The sequence below is a fragment of the Halopseudomonas sp. genome (assembly GCF_038130085.1).
Taxonomy (GTDB): Bacteria; Pseudomonadota; Gammaproteobacteria; order Pseudomonadales; family Pseudomonadaceae; genus Halopseudomonas.
In genome coordinates this window covers 119952-136447 of sequence record NZ_JAYPMU010000010.1, presented here as the reverse complement: position 1 = coordinate 136447, position 16496 = coordinate 119952, and the positions used below count along the sequence as shown (strand labels likewise).

The window sequence follows — 16496 nt, the reverse complement described above, 5'->3', positions numbered from 1 at the left end:
ATGAGAGCACCCGACTTTCTGAAAGCAGGCCTGCTGCACATGGAAGACCGCGCCACCACCTACGACAAGCCCGAGGGCGAGCGCTCGATGGGCATGACCGTAGCCATGGCCAACGTGCTGCTGGCCGACAAGCTGCGCGAGCCACTCAGCGAAGAGGACGGCTGGAACTTCATGGAGCTGCTGAAGCTGGTGCGCTCCAAGCAGGGCAACTTCAAGGCGGACAACTACGAAGACCGCGCGGCCTATGCAGGGCTGGCGGGTGAGGCTGCTTGTGCTGCGCGGAATGTGTCCGGAGGTGCCCAGTGAACGGTATCCACGAAGACGACTACAGCGCCATCGGCACCCAGCACGAGCAGGTTACCGGCCGCATCAACGACATGCTGGTCGAGCTGCAGAACCACGCCTACGCCACCGGCGTAGAGCGTGGCAAAGAGCTGGCCGCTATTATCCAGGCGGGCACCATCCCGCCAACGCTCTGCCAGACCATCCACCTCGGGCAACCCGGCGTCACCGTAGAACCCTGCTTGATGCTGGGGCCGGATGAAGAGGAGGTAGCCTGCCTGCTGTTCACCGCCCCCGGTACCGAAGTGCGTCTGACCTGGCCGACCCAGACCCAGGCACTGGCCGTGCTGGCTGCTGCAACTGCCGTGGACTGCATAGAAGCAGACGCGCAGCCGGTGGCCTGCGAATGTGGCGACAGCTATCCGCCCGGCAGCTACGGCGCGGGCTTCATCGAGGGTCGCGGACACTGCGCGAACTGCGCCGCGGGCGCGGGTGAAATGGCATCGCTGCTGGGGGTGAGCCCTGCGCCAGTTGTAAACCAGCAGCTTACAACTGAACCGGGGACCGCCGTACCACTCGCAGCCAGACACTACGGCATGTGCATCAGCGCACACGGCTTGCTTGCCCGCGTTGGTGGCCACCTCAAGGGCGGCGCCCGCGAGATGCTCAAGCACCTCGAAGAAATGGCCACCCGTTACTACGCCGGCGATATCGCAGCAGTGGACGAATTCCTGCAGCTGTACTGCCTGGACGAGAGGAGACCGGAGCAGCTGTGCGGGAGGCCGAATCCATGACCACACCTGTCATCAACTCCTACTTCTGTGGGGGCGGCCTGATGGATATCGGCCTGATGAACGCTGGCATCACCATCGGCCAGGCCTTTGAGCTGGATGGAGAGGCTTGCCGGACCTACCGGCACAACCTCGGAAACCACGTTGTGCAGTGCGATCTAGCTCACGAACTGGTGCTGGATCAGGAATGCTGCGACGGCATGGTGTTCACTTACCCCTGCACCAAGTACAGCGCCATTGCCGACATTCACGGCACACGCACTGGCGATGAGCTGTTCCTGCATGCGCTGCGCCACTTGGCGCTGGCGCGACCGGAGTTTTATATCGTCGAGAACGTACCCGGCATGCGCGCGTTCCCCGTCGTGATGGAAGCCATGAGCAAATTGCCTGACTACTACGTGCAGGTGTTCTGCCCGATCAAGTCAGAGACGTGGCTGCCACAACGCCGCCACCGCCTGATCATCATTGGCACAAAACGCCCGTTCACCGTCCGGCCGCCCGAAGCCACAAAACCGCTGACACTCAAGGACGTTCTTGAGCGAGACCCGCAGATCACCGTACCAAAAGCAGTGCGCACCCGAATGACTGGCGGCTACCGCGACAGGCCAATCATCAGCGACCCGGCCAAGGGGGACATTGCCCCGACCTGCGTGGCCCACTACGCGAAGGACAAGAGCACCCGGCTGGTCGCGGACAAGCGATTCCCACTGGGTGTGCGCCCCTACTCCGTGCGCGAGTATGCCCGCCTGCAGGGCGTGCCGGACTGGTTCACATTCCCCGTGTCGGACACCTCCGCCTACCGCCAGATCGGCAACGGCGTGAGCACGGTTGTGGGTGAGTGGATCGGTCAGGAAATGCTGAGGTACATGGCATGAAAACCCCACTCATCCTGCGCAGCCTCGACCTACCACAGCACTGCGACATCTGCGGCCACCGCCGCAACCAAGGCGATCACAAACGCTGCTCGCGCAAACGCCAACAGATCGGCCAGCAGCGCCGCCAGCAGGAGGCCCGATGACGAAGCGAAACCACAACCTGCAGAAGCGCCGCGACAAGATGATGGGCATCCTGCTGCGCACTATCACCATCGTGCACCACAGCACGCTGGGCAATGGCGAAGTGCGCACGGTCGACATGAAGCGCGAGCAGGTCACCGTGCTGGACCTGTATCAAGCAGGCGCCATCGCCAACTGGGCGCACCACTGGTGCATCTTCATGGCCGTCATGACAGATGACAAACGGATGCACCACGCCACCGTTACGCTGTCCGCACCGATGGTGCAGGCGGATCTGGTACCGACGCTGGAAGAAGAGCACCAACGCCTGATGGCACGGGTAAAGATTGAGATAGGACTGGAAGGCAACGGCGTGCAGGTCCATTCGTTCGGATGGGTCGCTATGCCGCGACAGCAGGATATTGAAGAAGAGAAAGCCGAGCGCCTGTTTGCTGCTGCGCTGCGGACAATGCGGAGGGCTGCAGCATGAGCGCCGCCAAGGTACTAGAATTTGAGGAGCTGCAGCGGATCACCGGATACACCCGGCGGGCCGATGTGGAGAAGTCGCTGCGCCGGCAGGGCATCAAAACCTTTGTTGGCCGCAACGGGCCATGGACGACCATCGACCTGGTGAACCAGGCAGGCGGGCTACGCCCAGCGGATAACGACAACTACGGACCAGACATCGTATGAGACGCGGCCGCAAGCGGAAGCACAACCCGCTCATTCCCAAGCACATCGATCAGAGCGCGCTGCCAAAGGACGTGTACTTTGATCACCGTGGCGAGGGCCGCTGGTACCGGCTCGCCTTCAACGAGGCAGGCCGGCGCACCCGCCAGAACCTGTGCAGTGCAAAGGTAACCCTTGCCGAGCTGCACAAGCTGATCGAGGAGATCGACGGCCACGACACCGCGAGCCTTGATTACTTGTTCGAGCAGTTCCACGCCAGCCCGCAGCTGAAGCGTCTGTCCCTCAAGACGCAGGAAGACTACGCCTACTGCCGCGAGATCCTGTCCAACCTGCCAACCAAACTGGACATGCCGCTCGGCCAGCTGGCCGCCCGCAAGTTCACCGCTCCGATGATCCAACGCATCATCGACAAGCTGGCAGAGTCAGGCCCATCAAAGGCAGCGCACTGCCTGCGCTACCTGCGCCGCGTCATGCAGTGGGGCCGCAACCGTGGCTACATGGACGACAACCCAGCCAAGGGCCTGGAGTCGCCACAGGAACGCAAGCAACGCCGGCTACCAGATACGGTAGTGATGAACGCCCTGATCCAGCGCGCCCAGCAGCGTGGCCAGTTGAAGCGCGGCCAAGCCGGCGCCTGCTCGCCATACCTCTGGATCGCCATGGAGCTCAGCTATCTCTGCCGGCTGCGCCTCATCGAGACCATCACCCTGACCGACGCGAACGAACGCCCCGAAGGCATCCTCACCAACCGCCGCAAGGGCAGCCGCGACAACATCGTCGGCTGGACACCGCGCCTTCGGGCAGCATGGAATGCAGCCAAAGCGCTGCGGGCTGAAACCTGGGAAAAGAGAAAGACCGCAGTGAACTTGCAGCCAGCACGCCGCCCGATCATCGTCGGCACCAGCGGTCGCGCACTGACCAAGTCAGGACTGGATACCGCCTGGCAGCGATTCATCACATCTGCACTGAAGGATGGCGTGCTGACACCGGAGCAACGCTTCGGCATGCACGATCTAAAAAGGAAGGGAATCACAGACACGAAGGGCACCCGGGCAGACAAACAGCAGGCCAGCGGGCACAAGGATGAAGCAATGATGGATGTTTACGACTTGAGTGTGCCGACGGTTAAGCCATCGGCGGAGTGAGATTGCTACGAAGCCCAGACGACATAAGGCTCAAGGTACTAGCACAGAAAATCAGCTCTTCGGCTTCTTCCGGCTCAAGCCCTTGGCCTCCCAACGCTCAGCAAGCCACTGAAACTCTTGGTAGATCGTGTTTCGACCAGTAATACCGCGCAGATTATCAATGAACGGCCGAACGCTTTTGTGTAGCTGGATAACCGTGTTGAAGCTCGCGCGCCTCAACATCGCTTCATCATATATGCCTGACTGAACACCAACACTCACGTATTCCCAATGATTGAGAACGTACCGAACGCACTTGGCTTCCTTTGTTTCTGCAGCAGTCTTACTTGCCAGGTCCCGTATGCTCCCGTCTCCTAGCTCATGGAGATCTGAGATGCATCTCATGGCGGCCACCAGCTCACCATCCGTTCGGCTTTGTAGAAGTAGATCAGCGGATTGCTGCTTCTTAGCCGTAGCCCGGGCGTAAAGTACCGAAACAACAGCAACTGCGGCAGCGAAAAACAACAACGAATTTTGAGTTGCGGTCGATCCTACGACGCTTTCAAAGCAACCGAAGAAACCTTCACATTCCATTGCAAACCCTCAAACGTAAAATGGAGGCATATAGCCTCCATTTTGAATCTAAATCGACGCTATGAAAAGGCTTTATTAGAAGCCCTCGTAGTCGTCGTTGCGTGCATGAATGAAAATCATGGTCCATCCTCCAGCGCTCAGCGCTTTCTCAGTTGCTCAAGTAGAGTTGATTTTTATTTAATTTTCATTGAAGGGGGAAGCATTCTACTCAAAAGATAGAAACACTTCAAACTTTGGCTGCACAACTCAAAGGATTCGACCGCATGCCTTACTCCCAGTTCCATTGGTGGATGACGCTACCGTCACCCCAAGCATCGACGGCAGAAGCCAAAAAGTCAACTGTCGCACTGTGTAGAAGTTTTTCCAGAGAAGGCCGCAATCTTACACAACGACCAAGTCAGATGTTGTGGCTTTTTATGAAGCGCTTAATTTTCACAGTGACATGGATCGAAACATCGAACCCAGACCTGACTTGCGAATAAACCGCCTGACTCACAGGATCGTGGGCATGAATCACGCCAGACACAAGCCCTCCATCAAGACGTGCCACATTGCTCACAACCGCTTCTTTATACACCACCCAGCTAGAATTGATAACGAAGGGGTGACAACCCGGCTGAAGAACACATGCGGGATCGTAGTACTGCGGAGGTCTTACCGTCGACACATTGACAAGCAACACCGCAGGCGCACCCAATATCGGACAATGGACCGGGTCGTTCATAACGACATGCAGGTGGCGCGTGCCGCCTGTTGGAATCAATAGTGTCCCGCGGGTGATTATAGCTCCAGGCATCAGGTGAACTCAGACATCACCCGTGCCAGCTCGCGCCGCTCCAACAGATTACTCACCTTCTGGTCAGCGACCTCTGCACTATCACCAATCAGCCGAAACACAAGCGCAGGATCAATCTCACGCGAGGATCCCCTCGGATCCTCCCATTCAGGAGTCAGCCCATCATGCGTGAGATCACGCAACGCGAACTGATCATAACGCCCAAAAGCCGCCCAAACGTCGTTCAGAACCGCGATATCTGCAGGACTAAGCTCATCCAGATCATCGAGCTCGCTTACCGGCCTAACAAGTCGCAGCTTATGATTTGACAAGGGGGAGACCCAAGAGCTCCACTCAGTTGAAGTCACCTGACCTTTCATCAGGTTCAGGGAGCGCGAAAGAACCGGGCCGTGCGGCATTGAGTAAGCCCTGTCATCAGACAGGGGAACACCGAAACGAGCCATAGAAAGCCGATCTGCCAAATACATCAGCTTGATCAACTTCAAATGGGGCATCGCCTCGTCCTTCCTTGAAAGAAAGAACGCCGCAATTTGGGAAACTTTCTGCTCGCTAAGCATCGCATTACCTCTCCTCCCAAGCACTCTAAGCACATGGGGATGCAAAGTGTTACTACTCAATAGTAGACAACAAATCTCGCTGCGGACAGATGCGCTGCGCATCTACCCGCAGCGAGGTAGTGCGCTAGCGTACAGGGCTTCTACGGCACAACTAATTGTACGTAGATTTGTACGTAATCTTGATATGACAAAGGCCTGCACGTATGCAAGCCTTTGATTTATATGGTGCCGGCACCAAGAGTCGAACTCGGGACCTACTGATTACAAGTCAGTTGCTCTACCAGCTGAGCTATACCGGCGCGGGGTGCATTATATATCGCCAAATTTCTGTGTAAAGAGATCAGCGGCGTGCGGGCGCTGATTATCCTGGTTTTTTTCCTGTGGATACCGTTCGTCCACTTGTGCATGACTTTTCGATCAGCACTTCATAAAGGCTATGCAAGTCGTTGTTTTCATGCATCAAACACAACTGATCAACAATTAACCTGGCACCGCAAAGCCGCGTGGACTCTCGCTTTGAGGTAGTTACTACAACCTCATCAACACAGTTATGCACAGAAGGCGTGGATAACCACAGATATGCACACGCTGTGGATAAGTCTGTGCGCAAGCAGTTCACAGACTGGTGATGGCCTGTCAGTTATCCCGTTGAGCCAACAGCAGCAGATTGCGCGGCGTCAGCGCTGGTTCGCAGAACTCACCAAGCTGAACCCGATAACCTGCCTCCTGCAGGTACAGCGCCCGCTCCAGCACCAGCCATAGCTCCAACGGCCGCCGGAATAGGCCGCCGACCAGCTCCAGGTTGCGCACCGCCGCCAGCCGCTGCCAGCCAAGCGCTTCCAAAGCCTGCCAGTCCGCTGGGGCCGGCAGCTGCAGACCGTGGTAACCGGCCATGGCAATGCAGAAGTCATCAAGCGATTGCGGTGGCGGGCCAGGCGCACGCGACGGGGTAGGCAGGTAGCTATCCACACCCCTACCCTCGCGCTGCCAGCAATCAAACGCCAGCCGCCAAGCCATCGAACGGTCACGCTGGCGCAGCTCACGGGCGCCGGCGGTGGCGCTCTGCTGCAGCGCCAGACCCAGCTCATCACGACTGAGCGGCAGCGCCGCGGCCTTCCCTGCGCGCGACAGCGGTTGATGCACTGTCCCGGCGATTCGGTTGTAACAACAGGGAGACAGCGCCAGCTGCCGGCACTGACGAGCAACCACCTGCTCGATCAGTTGCCGATGCAGGTCGCCGCAGGCGTGCAACGCCACTAGCGTATCGCCGCGTTCAAGTCCCTCGGCATTGTTGTCCTGCATGACGTCAGCATCCAGATGCTGCGCATCAACCTGCAGCCGCGCACTCAACTCGGCGCCGGCACGGTTCAATTCGGCATCCCACTCCAGACAGCAGACCGGACAACCGCTCTGCCAGGCCAACAGCCGGCCCAGGTGCCCCTTTCCTGCACACCAGTCCACCCAGCGTTCAACCGGCGCCGGCGTGCGCGCGGTGGTCACCGCAGCAAAACGGGTAATCTGCTGCCACTTGCGACCTGGGATATGACGGTGCAGCAGCTCGGGCACCGACTGGGAGACGGCTGCCTCCCAGCGCGGTAGAGCGCACAGATCAGCGGCCTCGGCGGCCAGACGGCCAAATGGCTCAGGCGCGCCCCGCAACAGCGCCGGCTGCGACTGCGCCACCTCGGCGTCCGCCAGCGAGCGAGCACGCAGCCAGCCGGCCAGCTCGGGCCAGTCGGCTTCCCATTCAAGGACAGGTGATGTGAAGGGGCGAGCGCGCCACAGCGCCTGATGGCGCTGCAGCCAGTCCGTCAGCTCGGAGAACCGCGCACGCAGCTCCACGCAGAAGGGATCAGCGTTGCTCGCGGCTGGCGTCAACCTTGAGCCAGCGCTCGACCAGCCGGAACAGCTGGGTAAAGACCAGCGTGATGATCAGGTACATGACCCCGGCCACCAGGAAGAACAGCTCGTACTGGTAGGTACGCGAGTTGATCGTGCGGATCACGCCCATGATGTCCATCATGGTGATGGTGTAGACCACGGCACTGGCCTTGAGCATCAGAATGACTTCATTGCCGTAGGCTGGCAGGCCGATGCGAATGGCACGTGGCAGGATGATGTATTGCAGCGCCTGTCGACGCGACATACCCAGCGCACGCGCCGCCTCAACCTCGCCCGGCGGCACCGCCTGAATCGCGCCACGCAGGATCTCGGCGATGTACGCCGCGGTGTGCATGGTCATGGTGATCAGGGCGCACCAGTAAGGCTCGCGCAGGTAGGGCCAAAGGAAGCTCTTGCGCACCACTTCAAACTGGGAAATGCCGTAGTAAACCAGAAACAGCTGCAACAGCAGCGGCGTACCACGGAAGAAGAAGATGTAGCTGTAGGGCAATGCGCGGACGTACCAGTGCCGCGATGCACGAGCCAGGCCGAGCGGGATGGCGAAGAACAGACCGATGACCACCGCCAAACCGACCAGCTGCAGGGTGACCAGAGTGCCGTCCCAGAGTTGCGGCAGAAAGCGCTCGATCAGCGCCCAGCGTTCGGCCCAAGTCATAGTTCAGTCCTCACAAAACCCCGATTGGCACGACGCTCAAACCAATGCATCGCCGCCATGATAAAGACCGTGAGGAACAGGTAGATCAACGCGGCCAACAGATAAAAGGTGAACGGTTCCTTGGTCGCATTGGCTGCCGTCTGCGCCTTGCGCATGATCTCCTCAAGGGTGATCAGCGACACTAGCGCGGTGTCCTTGAGCATGATCAGATACAGGTTACCAAGCCCCGGCAGAGCTACGCGCCACAACTGCGGCAGGGTAATGCGCCAGAAGATACGCAGGTTCGACATGCCCAGCGCCAGCCCGGCTTCCTTCTGCCCCTTGGGGATCGCCAGCAGCGCTCCACGGAATACCTCGGTGGCATAGGCCCCGAAACACAGCGCCAGCGCCAGCGTGCCCGCAACGAAAGGGCTCAATGACAGCGTCGGGTTACCGAACCAGGCACCAATGGCGTTCATGGCCGACACCGTACCGAAGTACATCATCAGTACCCAGACGGTCTCGGGTACGCCCCGCACGACAGAGGTGTAGAAGCCGCCACACAGGCGGGCAGCACGATTGCCTGACACCTTGGCCGAGGCACCGAGCAGGCCGAACAGCAGGCCGAATACGAGCGCCGCCAGTGACAGACGTATGGTCATCCAGGTCCCTTCGAGCAGGGCTGGAGCAAAACCGTGAAGATCAGGCATGGGTTTACATCCAGGTCGGGCCCCGCAGGGCCCGACTGGTCATCAGTAGATGCTGAAGGGGAAGTACTTGGCGTTGATGGTCTCGTAGGTACCATTGTCAACGATGGTCTGCAGCGCAGCATTCAGGCGCTCGCGCAACGGATCGCCCTTGCGCACGGCGATGCCGATCTGGTCGTTGTCGAACACCGGCTCACCCTTGAACTCGAAGTCCGCACCAGCGTCGCTTTGCAGCCATTCGTACTGTACGAAGTTATCAGCCAGTACGCCGTCGATACGGCCAGCACTCATGTCCAGATAGGCGTTCTCCTGAGTGTCGTACAGGCGGATATCCACCACGTCACCCAGGTTGTCTTCCAGCCACTGACCGGCGATGGTCGCGCGCTGAGCGCCGATGGTCTTGCCCTTCAGGCTGTCTTCGTCGGTGGCGAAGTCAGACGACTTGGGCGCAACGAACTGCAGCTTGTTGGTGTAGTAGGGATTAGTGAAGTCCACTGCCTGCTTGCGCTCGTCAGTGATCGACATGGAAGCGACCAGGAAGTCGAACTTGTTGTTGTTCAGGGCCGGAATGATGCCGTCCCAGTCAGAGGTCACCACGGTGCACTCGACCTTCATCTCCGCACACAGGGCGTGGGCGATATCCAGGTCAAAACCAACGACTTCACCGCTGGCGTCGATCTGGTTGAAGGGAGGGTAGGCACCTTCGGTACCGATACGCAGGCTCTCGGCAACGGCGGGAGCACTTACAAACAACGCGGTCGCGGCTGCCAGCAAGACTTTCTTGTATTGCTTCATGGAAGGACTCCTTACTTATGGCTTGACATGAACTGACGGCAGCGTTCGGAAACGGGATTGCCGAATACCTGCTCCGGGGAGCCGATCTCCTCGACCTGCCCCTGGTGCAGAAATACCACTTCACTCGATACCTGCCTGGCGAACCCCATCTCATGGGTTACCAGAAGCATAGTACGCCCCTCTTCCGCGAGCGCACGGATCACGTTCAACACCTCTTGCACCATCTCGGGATCGAGAGCGGAAGTCGGTTCGTCGAACAGGATGACCCGCGGCTGCATGGCCAGCGTACGGGCAATCGCCGCCCGCTGCTGCTGGCCACCGGAAAGCTGTGTCGGGAAGGCGTGACGCTTGTCGGCGATCCCGACCTTCTCGAGAAAGGCTTCAGCCGCCTCAACGGCTTCGGCCTTGGACTGGCCCAGCACCCGACGCGGCGCCTCGATAATGTTGTCGAGGATGCTCATGTGCGGCCAGAGATTGAAATTCTGGAATACAAAACCGACGCGGGCACGCAGTCGATTGATTTGACTGTTGTCCGCGGCCACCAAATCGCCCTGCCGACTGCGCTTGAGCTTGAGCTCTTCGCCAGCGATCAGTATCTGACCTTCGTGGGGGTTTTCCAGCAGATTGATGCAGCGCAGCATCGTGCTCTTGCCGGATCCGGAAGAGCCAAGAATCGAAATGACGTCGCCGTCGCGGGCGACCAGATCAACGCCCTTGAGTACCTCAAGGTCGCCGTAACGTTTGTGCAGGTTGCGCACTTCCAGAGCGGGCGAAGTCACGTATCAATATCCACCAGGCTGTTTTGGCCGTCAGGTATGGGGCTGACGCACTTGTGGTGCGACGCCATGAGGTACAGTTCCTTCTGTAGTCATCCGAGTGTCGCACTGATGGCAAACCTAGCACAGCTGCCAACCATGACCAAGATCAGGCATTCAGTCACTTTCGGCATTTCTAAGGCAAGACTCTTGCCAACCCTTATGCCAGACGCCTCGAATCACTAAAAACAAAAAAGCCCGCTGGGGTTGCCAGCGGGCTTTCTAAATAGTGGTGCCCGGGGACGGAATCGAACCGCCGACACGGGGATTTTCAATCCCCTGCTCTACCAACTGAGCTACCCGGGCAACGTGGGCGCCATTAAATAGATTGCGCCTCGACCTGTCAAGCACTCTGAAAAATATTTTCTACTTTTTCAGCTGCTTACCGGCAGATTACTCGCTGGGAGGAACGTAACCCTCGGCCTGCGCGTACTCTTCACCGGCGAGAAACTTGTCCATTTCCTGCTGAATGAAGCGGCGATCTTCCGGATCCATCATGTTCAGGCGGCGCTCATTGATCAGCATGGTCTGGTGCTTCTGCCACTCGTCCCAGGCTTTACGCGAGACTTCATTGAAAACCGCCAGACCCTTGGGGCCCGGATAGGGTGGCCGGTCCAGGCCCGGCAGCTCCTTGTTGTATTTGCGGCACATCACCATGCGTGTCATCAACAAACTCCTCTCAGGCCAGTGACGGGATCCGCGCCTCGAGCTGGCGCAGCAGTTTCTTTACCGGCGCGGCCAGCCCCAGCGGATCGGGGTGGCGCAGGTTATACCAGACCTGCCCTGCCTCGGCCACGCCATCGCGACGAGAGACGCGCAGCAACAGCGGCTGGATGTCCAAATGGAAATGACTGAAGGTATGCCGCACCGGCGTCAGCGCCTCGCGCTCATGGGCAGCCATGTGCAGGCTACCGAGCAAATCGGCCAGTTCTTCTTCGGCATCCAGCTGCGGTGGACACCAGAGTCCACCCCAGAGGCCGCTGGACGGACGGCGCTGCAACCAGACCGCGCCGTCCTCGTTCATCAGCAGCGGCATGACGCAACTGCGCACCGGCAGGACCTTACGCGGCCTTGATGCGGGAAAGCGCTTGGGCTCGCCCAACGCCCGCGCCTTGCAGCCATCACGCAGCGGGCAAAGCAGACAGGATGGATTGCTGCGGGTACACAGGGTCGCGCCGAGGTCCATCACCGCCTGAGTGTAGTGCGCCACCCTGTTTTGGGGCGTCAGCGACTCGGCCATGCGCCACAAACGGTCATGCACCGCCTTCTCGCCCGGCCAACCGTCGACCGCCTCGAAGCGGGTCAGCACCCGCTTGACGTTGCCATCAAGAATCGGCGCACGAATGCCCATACTGAGCGACGCAACCGCCCCGGCGGTAGAGCGCCCGATACCCGGCAGTTCGCACAGACCCTCGACGCTGCGCGGAAACTCGCCTCCGTGGGCGCTGGCCACCTGTTTGGCTGCCTTGTGCAGGTTACGCGCACGACTGTAGTAACCGAGCCCGGTCCACAGGTGCAGGACCTGATCCTCGTCGGCCGCGGCCAGCGCCTCGACGCTCGGCAGCTCTTCCATAAAGCGCAGATAGTAGGGAATGACCGTGGCCACTTGCGTCTGCTGCAGCATGATCTCCGACACCCAGACCCGATAGGGTGTCATATTCTGCTGCCAGGGCAGATCGTGGCGGCCATGGTCGTCATACCAATCCAGCACGCGCTGGGCAAAAACCTCGGGTGTCACCGTGAAAACAGCCCCTTGATGGCGTCACGCAGTTCCGGTGCCTTATCGCCGAGAGAATCTTCAATGCGCTCTTCCAGTTTGCGCTGTACTTCATTACCCACCAGTTTGGCGGCAATTTTGCCGACGCCCTCGGTATCCACGCCACAGCTGCTGCCAGCGTTGTGCAGATAGCCCTGACAGCGGATCGGCCATTCAATACCGGCATAACGCTCGTTGACCTGACAGGCCTCATCCGGCATCTCGCTGCGATCACCTTCCAGCAACAAGCCAAGGCGGTAATCGATACGCTGATCCGGCAGATTGATCTCGCCCTGACCCTTGCCTGTCAGCCCCGGCAGGTCAGCGACCAGATCACGGTTACTGACCACCCCATTACGGATGGTAAAGCTGCCGTTGAGCTGTTCGAACGGCGTGTCTTCACTGCCGTGCTCGGCACTCAAAGACTTGCGGTTAGCCAACGCAATGGCACGACACACCTGCTGCTCCAGATTCACGCCGAGCAGCGCACCATCATCGACCTTGAAGTTGGCCGAGCCGTTCAGGCTGTTCATCCAGCGACGCATGCTGTTGCCGCCGGTGGTCACGTCCAGATTCAGATCCATCAGACCACGCACCTGCTGCGGCACCTCGTAAGCCTGCTGTGCGGCGGCCGAATCAATGCCCTTGAGCTGTGCTTTCAGCGCATTGCTGACCGGCGTCTTGCGGGTGTCGATACTGCCGCTGGCCGAGAAAGTCCCGCCGAAGATACCGCCGTCGAGTTGCGAGAGACGAACCACACCATCGCGCGCCTTGACCGCAACACTGAACGGCTTGATGTTCTGTCCGGTCAGGGTGACCTGCTGCAGCGCCAGCTTACCGTCTACATCCAGACGCGCCAGCGTGTCCAGCGGCAGCAGCGCCTCATCACTCCACTCCTCAGGCGCCGACTGCGAGCGGCTGCCACCGGAGCCGGAACCACCACCGCTGCCCTCACTGGCTGCGCGCGGCGGCAAGTAGTTATCCAGATTGAGATTGTCGCCACTCAGATCAAAGCGCAGCGCCTGACGCTCGAAGTCGGCAACACCCAGCGAGCCGGTCAGCGCAAAACCGTCGAGGGTCAGCTGCAGGTCATCAAGCATCATGCTGCTTGCACCGCCCTTGAGGTTGGCCGACAGCGCCACACTCGACAGCGCGCCCGGATCAGCCATCTCCGGCAACGCCTGCCCTAGGTCACGCAGCAGATCACGGGCATCAAATGCAGCGACGTCGAGACGGCCAGTCAGTTGCGGCTCGGTGCTGAGCCCCGTCACCTTGACCTGACCAGTCGCGCGCATATCAGCCAGTGACAGGCGCAGCTGATTCAACTCAGCGACCTGCTCGGCCAGATCAACCATGCCGTCGCCCTGCAGCTGGAAATTCACCGCCCGGCCATCGAAGGGATCACCGCTGGCGTCGACCTTGAGGTCCACCGCGCTGACTTGGTAGCGCTGCGCTTCGGGTTGCATGGTCGCTACTGCCGACAGATCGACGCGCACCCGCATGGCCGGCTGATCGGTGGTTAAGAGGCCCTGCACAGCGACATCAAAGGGCTCATCCGGCACCAGTGCACCGGTTGTAAAATTGGCTTCATCCAGACTCAGGATGCGACCGCTCTGACGGTCTTCGTAGCGCACGCTGGCATTGGTCACGCGCACACTCTCAACCGTGATATCAAAGCTCTCAGCGTCGCCGGAATCCGCTTCTGCCGGGGCGCCCTCGGCACCATCGTCGGCCGCATCAGACGTTGACTGAGGGCCGATATTCTCCCAGTTGCCCACACCCTTATCGTTGCGCACCAGTTGCAGCTGTATATCGTTGAGAATCACATCACTCATGCGCAACTGCCTACGCAGCAGCGGCAGGACCTTCACCCCCAGACCCAGAGTGCCAACGGAGGCCAGCGGTTGATCGGGCGTTTCCGCCGGTGCGACGCCGACGTCCTGCAATTCAATGCCGAGCCAGGGAAACAGCGACCAGCCGATGTCACCATCCAGCGTCAGCTCGACATTGGCTTGCTCACGCGCGGCCTGACGAATGTCTTCCTTATAGTCATTGGGATCAAACATCCGGGTCAGAAAGAACAGCGCGCCGACCACCAGAATGACAATGCCTGCCAGCACCATCCCCAATACCTTGGCAAAGGATTTCATACTTTCTCCTTGTCTACTGCGGCCTCCGCGCCGCCTGCATGCAGCCTACACGGCATCCAGTCTGGCCGCGACCTGTTCGGCCAACGCCAGACTGGCAGTCAGCCCCGGTGATTCGATCCCAAACAGACTGACCAGCCCGTCGATGCCGTGCACGCTCTGGTCTTGGATGACGAAATCCCGGGGCGGTTCCCCCGGGCCAGACAGCTTCGGCCGCACGCCCGCATAGGCCGGCTGCAGGCGCGCGGCGTCACAATCAGGCCAATAGCGTCGAATGGCGGTTGCGAAGGCATCGCGTAAGCCGTCGTCGACCTGATAATCGAGCTGATCGAGGTAGCGTACATCCGGGCCGAAGCGCAGCTGCCCGCCAAGATCGAGCGTCGCGTGCACGCCCAGCCCGGCCGCGTTGGCTTCCGGCATGGGATAGACCAAGTGGGAAAACGGCGAGCGGCCGCTGTAATTGAAATAGCGTCCCTGACATAGGCTGAGCGCCGGGATGGCCGCGGCACCAACCGCCTTCTGCAGTTGCTGGGCGAATAGCCCGCCGGCGTTGACCACCTGCCGGGCACTGACGGCAAAGGACTCGCCTGCGCTAGTGCCAGTCACACGCAAGCCTCCGGGGATTGCTTCCAACGCGTCAACCCGCGTATTGCAGCACAGCTCCCCGCCGCGGCTCTGCAGCGCCGCTTCGAACGACTGCATCAGAGCATGGCTGTCGACAATCCCGGTCAACGGCGAGAACAACCCTGCGACCGCCCGCACCTGCGGTTCGCGCGCAGCGACGTCCTCGGCGCTCTGCCAGTGCAGCTCCACGCCGTTGGCCGCGGCATTGGCCTGCAGCTGCTTAAGTGCCGGGATTTCATCTTTGGTGACCGCCACCAGCAGCTTGCCGAGCGCACGATGCGGCACAGCATGGGTGCGGCACCAGTCGTACAACAGGTCACGCCCCTGGCGACAGAGCTGAGCCTTGAGCGAGCCCGGCGCATAATAGATACCCGCGTGAATCACCTCGCTGTTGCGGCTGGAGCAATGCTGCCCGAAGCTGCTTTCCTGCTCCAACACCAGCACACTGCGCCCACCGCGGGCCATGCGCTGCGCCACAGCCAGTCCGACTACCCCTGCTCCGATGACCACCAGATCCACATCCACGCGCGTCACTCCTCCTGTTTCACCAGCCATTGTGCCGCCGGCGCAAGCCCGACAACAGCCCTGCCTATGATGCCGATTGGCAGAGCGCATCAGTCACCGGTAGCCCTCAGCGCTGGCAGGCACGTATAATGCACGCCTTTGAATGCATCCATCAGCGGAGACACCCATGGCTGAGCGTAAGGCCAGCGTCGCGCGCGACACGCTGGAAACCCAGATCCAGGTCGCCATCAATCTTGATGGTACTGGCCAGGCCGATTTCGACATCGGGGTTCCCTTCCTTGAGCACATGCTCGACCAGATTGCCCGTCACGGCATGATCGACATGACTATCAAGGCCCGCGGCGACCTGCACATCGACGACCACCACACCGTCGAAGACGTCGGCATCACCCTCGGTCAGGCGTTTGCCAAGGCCATCGGCGACAAGAAAGGCATCCGCCGCTACGGCCACGCCTACGTCCCGCTGGACGAGGCGCTGTCACGTGTGGTGATCGACTTCTCCGGCCGCCCCGGCCTGCAGATGCATGTTCCCTACACCCGTGCGACCGTTGGCGGCTTTGACGTCGACCTGTTCATGGAGTTCTTCCAGGGTTTCGTCAACCACGCCCAGGTCACCCTGCACATCGACAACCTGCGTGGCGTTAACACCCACCACCAGATCGAGACCGTGTTCAAGGCCTTCGGCCGCGCGCTGCGCATGGCGATTGAAGAAGACCCGCGCATGGCCGGCATCACCCCGTCGACCAAGGGTTGCCTGTAAAC

General features: G+C 60.2%; 20 protein-coding genes and 2 tRNA genes. 8 read left to right on the top strand and 14 right to left on the bottom strand.

Translation table 11 applies throughout. The features are described from left to right. Genes AAFM31_RS09915 through xerC form a run of 7 tightly spaced genes read left to right on the top strand, consistent with a single transcriptional unit; the run spans position 1 to position 3903 of the window. A complete protein-coding gene (locus AAFM31_RS09915) occupies positions 1–306 on the top strand; it encodes a DUF6378 domain-containing protein (protein ID WP_341707755.1) in 306 nt (101 codons plus the stop codon). Further along, positions 303–1076, top strand: coding sequence for a hypothetical protein (locus AAFM31_RS09910; RefSeq protein ID WP_341707754.1), 774 nt, complete (start codon positions 303–305; stop codon positions 1074–1076). The genes AAFM31_RS09915 and AAFM31_RS09910 overlap by 4 nt, the downstream gene beginning before the upstream one ends. Next, positions 1073–1948: a DNA cytosine methyltransferase gene (locus AAFM31_RS09905; protein WP_341707753.1), complete on the top strand. Its 876-nt coding sequence runs from the start codon at positions 1073–1075 to the stop codon at positions 1946–1948. Before AAFM31_RS09910 ends, AAFM31_RS09905 begins: the two co-directional genes overlap by 4 nt. Next, positions 1945–2091 carry a hypothetical protein gene (locus AAFM31_RS09900; RefSeq protein ID WP_341707752.1) on the top strand — a complete coding sequence of 49 codons (147 nt, stop codon included), beginning with the start codon at positions 1945–1947 and terminating at the stop codon, positions 2089–2091. Before AAFM31_RS09905 ends, AAFM31_RS09900 begins: the two co-directional genes overlap by 4 nt. Then, positions 2088–2558: a hypothetical protein gene (locus tag AAFM31_RS09895; protein ID WP_341707751.1), complete on the top strand. Its 471-nt coding sequence runs from the start codon at positions 2088–2090 to the stop codon at positions 2556–2558. Before AAFM31_RS09900 ends, AAFM31_RS09895 begins: the two co-directional genes overlap by 4 nt. Beyond that, positions 2555–2761, top strand: a complete 207-nt coding sequence (locus AAFM31_RS09890) for a DUF4224 domain-containing protein (RefSeq protein ID WP_233048831.1) — start codon at positions 2555–2557, stop codon at positions 2759–2761. The genes AAFM31_RS09895 and AAFM31_RS09890 overlap by 4 nt, the downstream gene beginning before the upstream one ends. Then, positions 2758–3903 (top strand): integrase, encoded by a 1146-nt coding sequence (gene xerC / locus AAFM31_RS09885; RefSeq protein ID WP_341707750.1) that lies wholly within the window; start codon positions 2758–2760, stop codon positions 3901–3903. Before AAFM31_RS09890 ends, xerC begins: the two co-directional genes overlap by 4 nt. 51 nt (positions 3904–3954) lie before the next feature. On the opposite strand, the gene AAFM31_RS09880 is transcribed toward xerC, so the two are convergent. From AAFM31_RS09880 to AAFM31_RS09815, 14 genes are all read right to left on the bottom strand, one after another. After that, on the bottom strand, positions 3955–4476 hold the full coding sequence (locus tag AAFM31_RS09880; protein ID WP_341707749.1) for a DUF4760 domain-containing protein: 522 nt from the start codon (positions 4474–4476) through the stop codon (positions 3955–3957). A gap of 397 nt (positions 4477–4873) precedes the next feature. Next, complete coding sequence (locus AAFM31_RS09875) at positions 4874–5200, bottom strand: hypothetical protein (RefSeq protein WP_341707748.1); 327 nt, start codon at positions 5198–5200, stop codon at positions 4874–4876. Positions 5201–5271: 71 nt separating this feature from the next. Then, positions 5272–5829, bottom strand: a complete 558-nt coding sequence (locus tag AAFM31_RS09870) for a Panacea domain-containing protein (RefSeq protein WP_341707747.1) — start codon at positions 5827–5829, stop codon at positions 5272–5274. Positions 5830–6052: 223 nt separating this feature from the next. Then, positions 6053–6128, bottom strand: a tRNA-Thr gene (locus tag AAFM31_RS09865). 337 nt (positions 6129–6465) lie between these two features. After that, on the bottom strand, positions 6466–7671 hold the full coding sequence (locus AAFM31_RS09860; RefSeq protein ID WP_341707746.1) for an SAM-dependent methyltransferase: 1206 nt from the start codon (positions 7669–7671) through the stop codon (positions 6466–6468). A 10-nt stretch (positions 7672–7681) separates the two neighbouring features. Then, complete coding sequence (locus AAFM31_RS09855) at positions 7682–8386, bottom strand: ABC transporter permease (RefSeq protein ID WP_341707745.1); 705 nt, start codon at positions 8384–8386, stop codon at positions 7682–7684. Next, a complete protein-coding gene (locus AAFM31_RS09850) occupies positions 8383–9075 on the bottom strand; it encodes an ABC transporter permease (protein WP_341707744.1) in 693 nt (230 codons plus the stop codon). Before AAFM31_RS09850 ends, AAFM31_RS09855 begins: the two co-directional genes overlap by 4 nt. 42 nt (positions 9076–9117) lie before the next feature. Further along, a complete protein-coding gene (locus tag AAFM31_RS09845) occupies positions 9118–9867 on the bottom strand; it encodes an ABC transporter substrate-binding protein (protein WP_341707743.1) in 750 nt (249 codons plus the stop codon). Between the two features lie 11 nt (positions 9868–9878). After that, the gene (locus AAFM31_RS09840; RefSeq protein WP_341707742.1) at positions 9879–10646 is read right to left on the bottom strand and encodes an ATP-binding cassette domain-containing protein; all 768 of its coding nucleotides are present in this window, start codon (positions 10644–10646) and stop codon (positions 9879–9881) included. Positions 10647–10912: 266 nt separating this feature from the next. Then, positions 10913–10988: transfer RNA gene (locus AAFM31_RS09835), tRNA-Phe, on the bottom strand. An 87-nt stretch (positions 10989–11075) separates the two neighbouring features. Next, complete coding sequence (locus AAFM31_RS09830) at positions 11076–11348, bottom strand: oxidative damage protection protein (RefSeq protein ID WP_341707741.1); 273 nt, start codon at positions 11346–11348, stop codon at positions 11076–11078. Positions 11349–11361: 13 nt separating this feature from the next. Further along, entirely contained in the window at positions 11362–12420 is a 1059-nt protein-coding gene (gene mutY / locus AAFM31_RS09825) for an A/G-specific adenine glycosylase (RefSeq protein WP_341707740.1), read from the bottom strand. Next, positions 12417–14588 carry an AsmA family protein gene (locus AAFM31_RS09820; protein WP_341707739.1) on the bottom strand — a complete coding sequence of 724 codons (2172 nt, stop codon included), beginning with the start codon at positions 14586–14588 and terminating at the stop codon, positions 12417–12419. The genes mutY and AAFM31_RS09820 overlap by 4 nt, the downstream gene beginning before the upstream one ends. A gap of 45 nt (positions 14589–14633) precedes the next feature. After that, entirely contained in the window at positions 14634–15734 is a 1101-nt protein-coding gene (locus AAFM31_RS09815; protein ID WP_341707738.1) for an NAD(P)/FAD-dependent oxidoreductase, read from the bottom strand. Between the two features lie 166 nt (positions 15735–15900). On the opposite strand from AAFM31_RS09815, the gene hisB reads away from it, so the two are divergent. Then, positions 15901–16494: an imidazoleglycerol-phosphate dehydratase HisB gene (gene hisB / locus AAFM31_RS09810; RefSeq protein WP_341707737.1), complete on the top strand. Its 594-nt coding sequence runs from the start codon at positions 15901–15903 to the stop codon at positions 16492–16494. The last annotated feature ends 2 nt before the right edge of the window (positions 16495–16496 follow it).

Bases quoted from the DNA above. Each gene is read 5' to 3' on its own strand.
- AAFM31_RS09915 (WP_341707755.1), top strand. From the start codon at position 1: ATGAGAGCACCCGACTTTCTGAAAGCAGGCCTGCTGCACATGGAAGAC.
- AAFM31_RS09905 (WP_341707753.1), top strand. From the start codon at position 1,073: ATGACCACACCTGTCATCAACTCCTACTTCTGTGGGGGCGGCCTGATG.
- AAFM31_RS09900 (WP_341707752.1), top strand. From the start codon at position 1,945: ATGAAAACCCCACTCATCCTGCGCAGCCTCGACCTACCACAGCACTGC.
- AAFM31_RS09895 (WP_341707751.1), top strand. From the start codon at position 2,088: ATGACGAAGCGAAACCACAACCTGCAGAAGCGCCGCGACAAGATGATG.
- AAFM31_RS09890 (WP_233048831.1), top strand. From the start codon at position 2,555: ATGAGCGCCGCCAAGGTACTAGAATTTGAGGAGCTGCAGCGGATCACC.
- xerC (WP_341707750.1), top strand. From the start codon at position 2,758: ATGAGACGCGGCCGCAAGCGGAAGCACAACCCGCTCATTCCCAAGCAC.
- AAFM31_RS09880 (WP_341707749.1), bottom strand. From the start codon at position 4,476: ATGGAATGTGAAGGTTTCTTCGGTTGCTTTGAAAGCGTCGTAGGATCG.
- AAFM31_RS09875 (WP_341707748.1), bottom strand. From the start codon at position 5,200: ATGAACGACCCGGTCCATTGTCCGATATTGGGTGCGCCTGCGGTGTTG.
- AAFM31_RS09870 (WP_341707747.1), bottom strand. From the start codon at position 5,829: ATGCTTAGCGAGCAGAAAGTTTCCCAAATTGCGGCGTTCTTTCTTTCA.
- AAFM31_RS09855 (WP_341707745.1), bottom strand. From the start codon at position 8,386: ATGACTTGGGCCGAACGCTGGGCGCTGATCGAGCGCTTTCTGCCGCAA.
- AAFM31_RS09850 (WP_341707744.1), bottom strand. From the start codon at position 9,075: ATGCCTGATCTTCACGGTTTTGCTCCAGCCCTGCTCGAAGGGACCTGG.
- AAFM31_RS09845 (WP_341707743.1), bottom strand. From the start codon at position 9,867: ATGAAGCAATACAAGAAAGTCTTGCTGGCAGCCGCGACCGCGTTGTTT.
- AAFM31_RS09830 (WP_341707741.1), bottom strand. From the start codon at position 11,348: ATGACACGCATGGTGATGTGCCGCAAATACAACAAGGAGCTGCCGGGC.
- AAFM31_RS09820 (WP_341707739.1), bottom strand. From the start codon at position 14,588: ATGAAATCCTTTGCCAAGGTATTGGGGATGGTGCTGGCAGGCATTGTC.
- hisB (WP_341707737.1), top strand. From the start codon at position 15,901: ATGGCTGAGCGTAAGGCCAGCGTCGCGCGCGACACGCTGGAAACCCAG.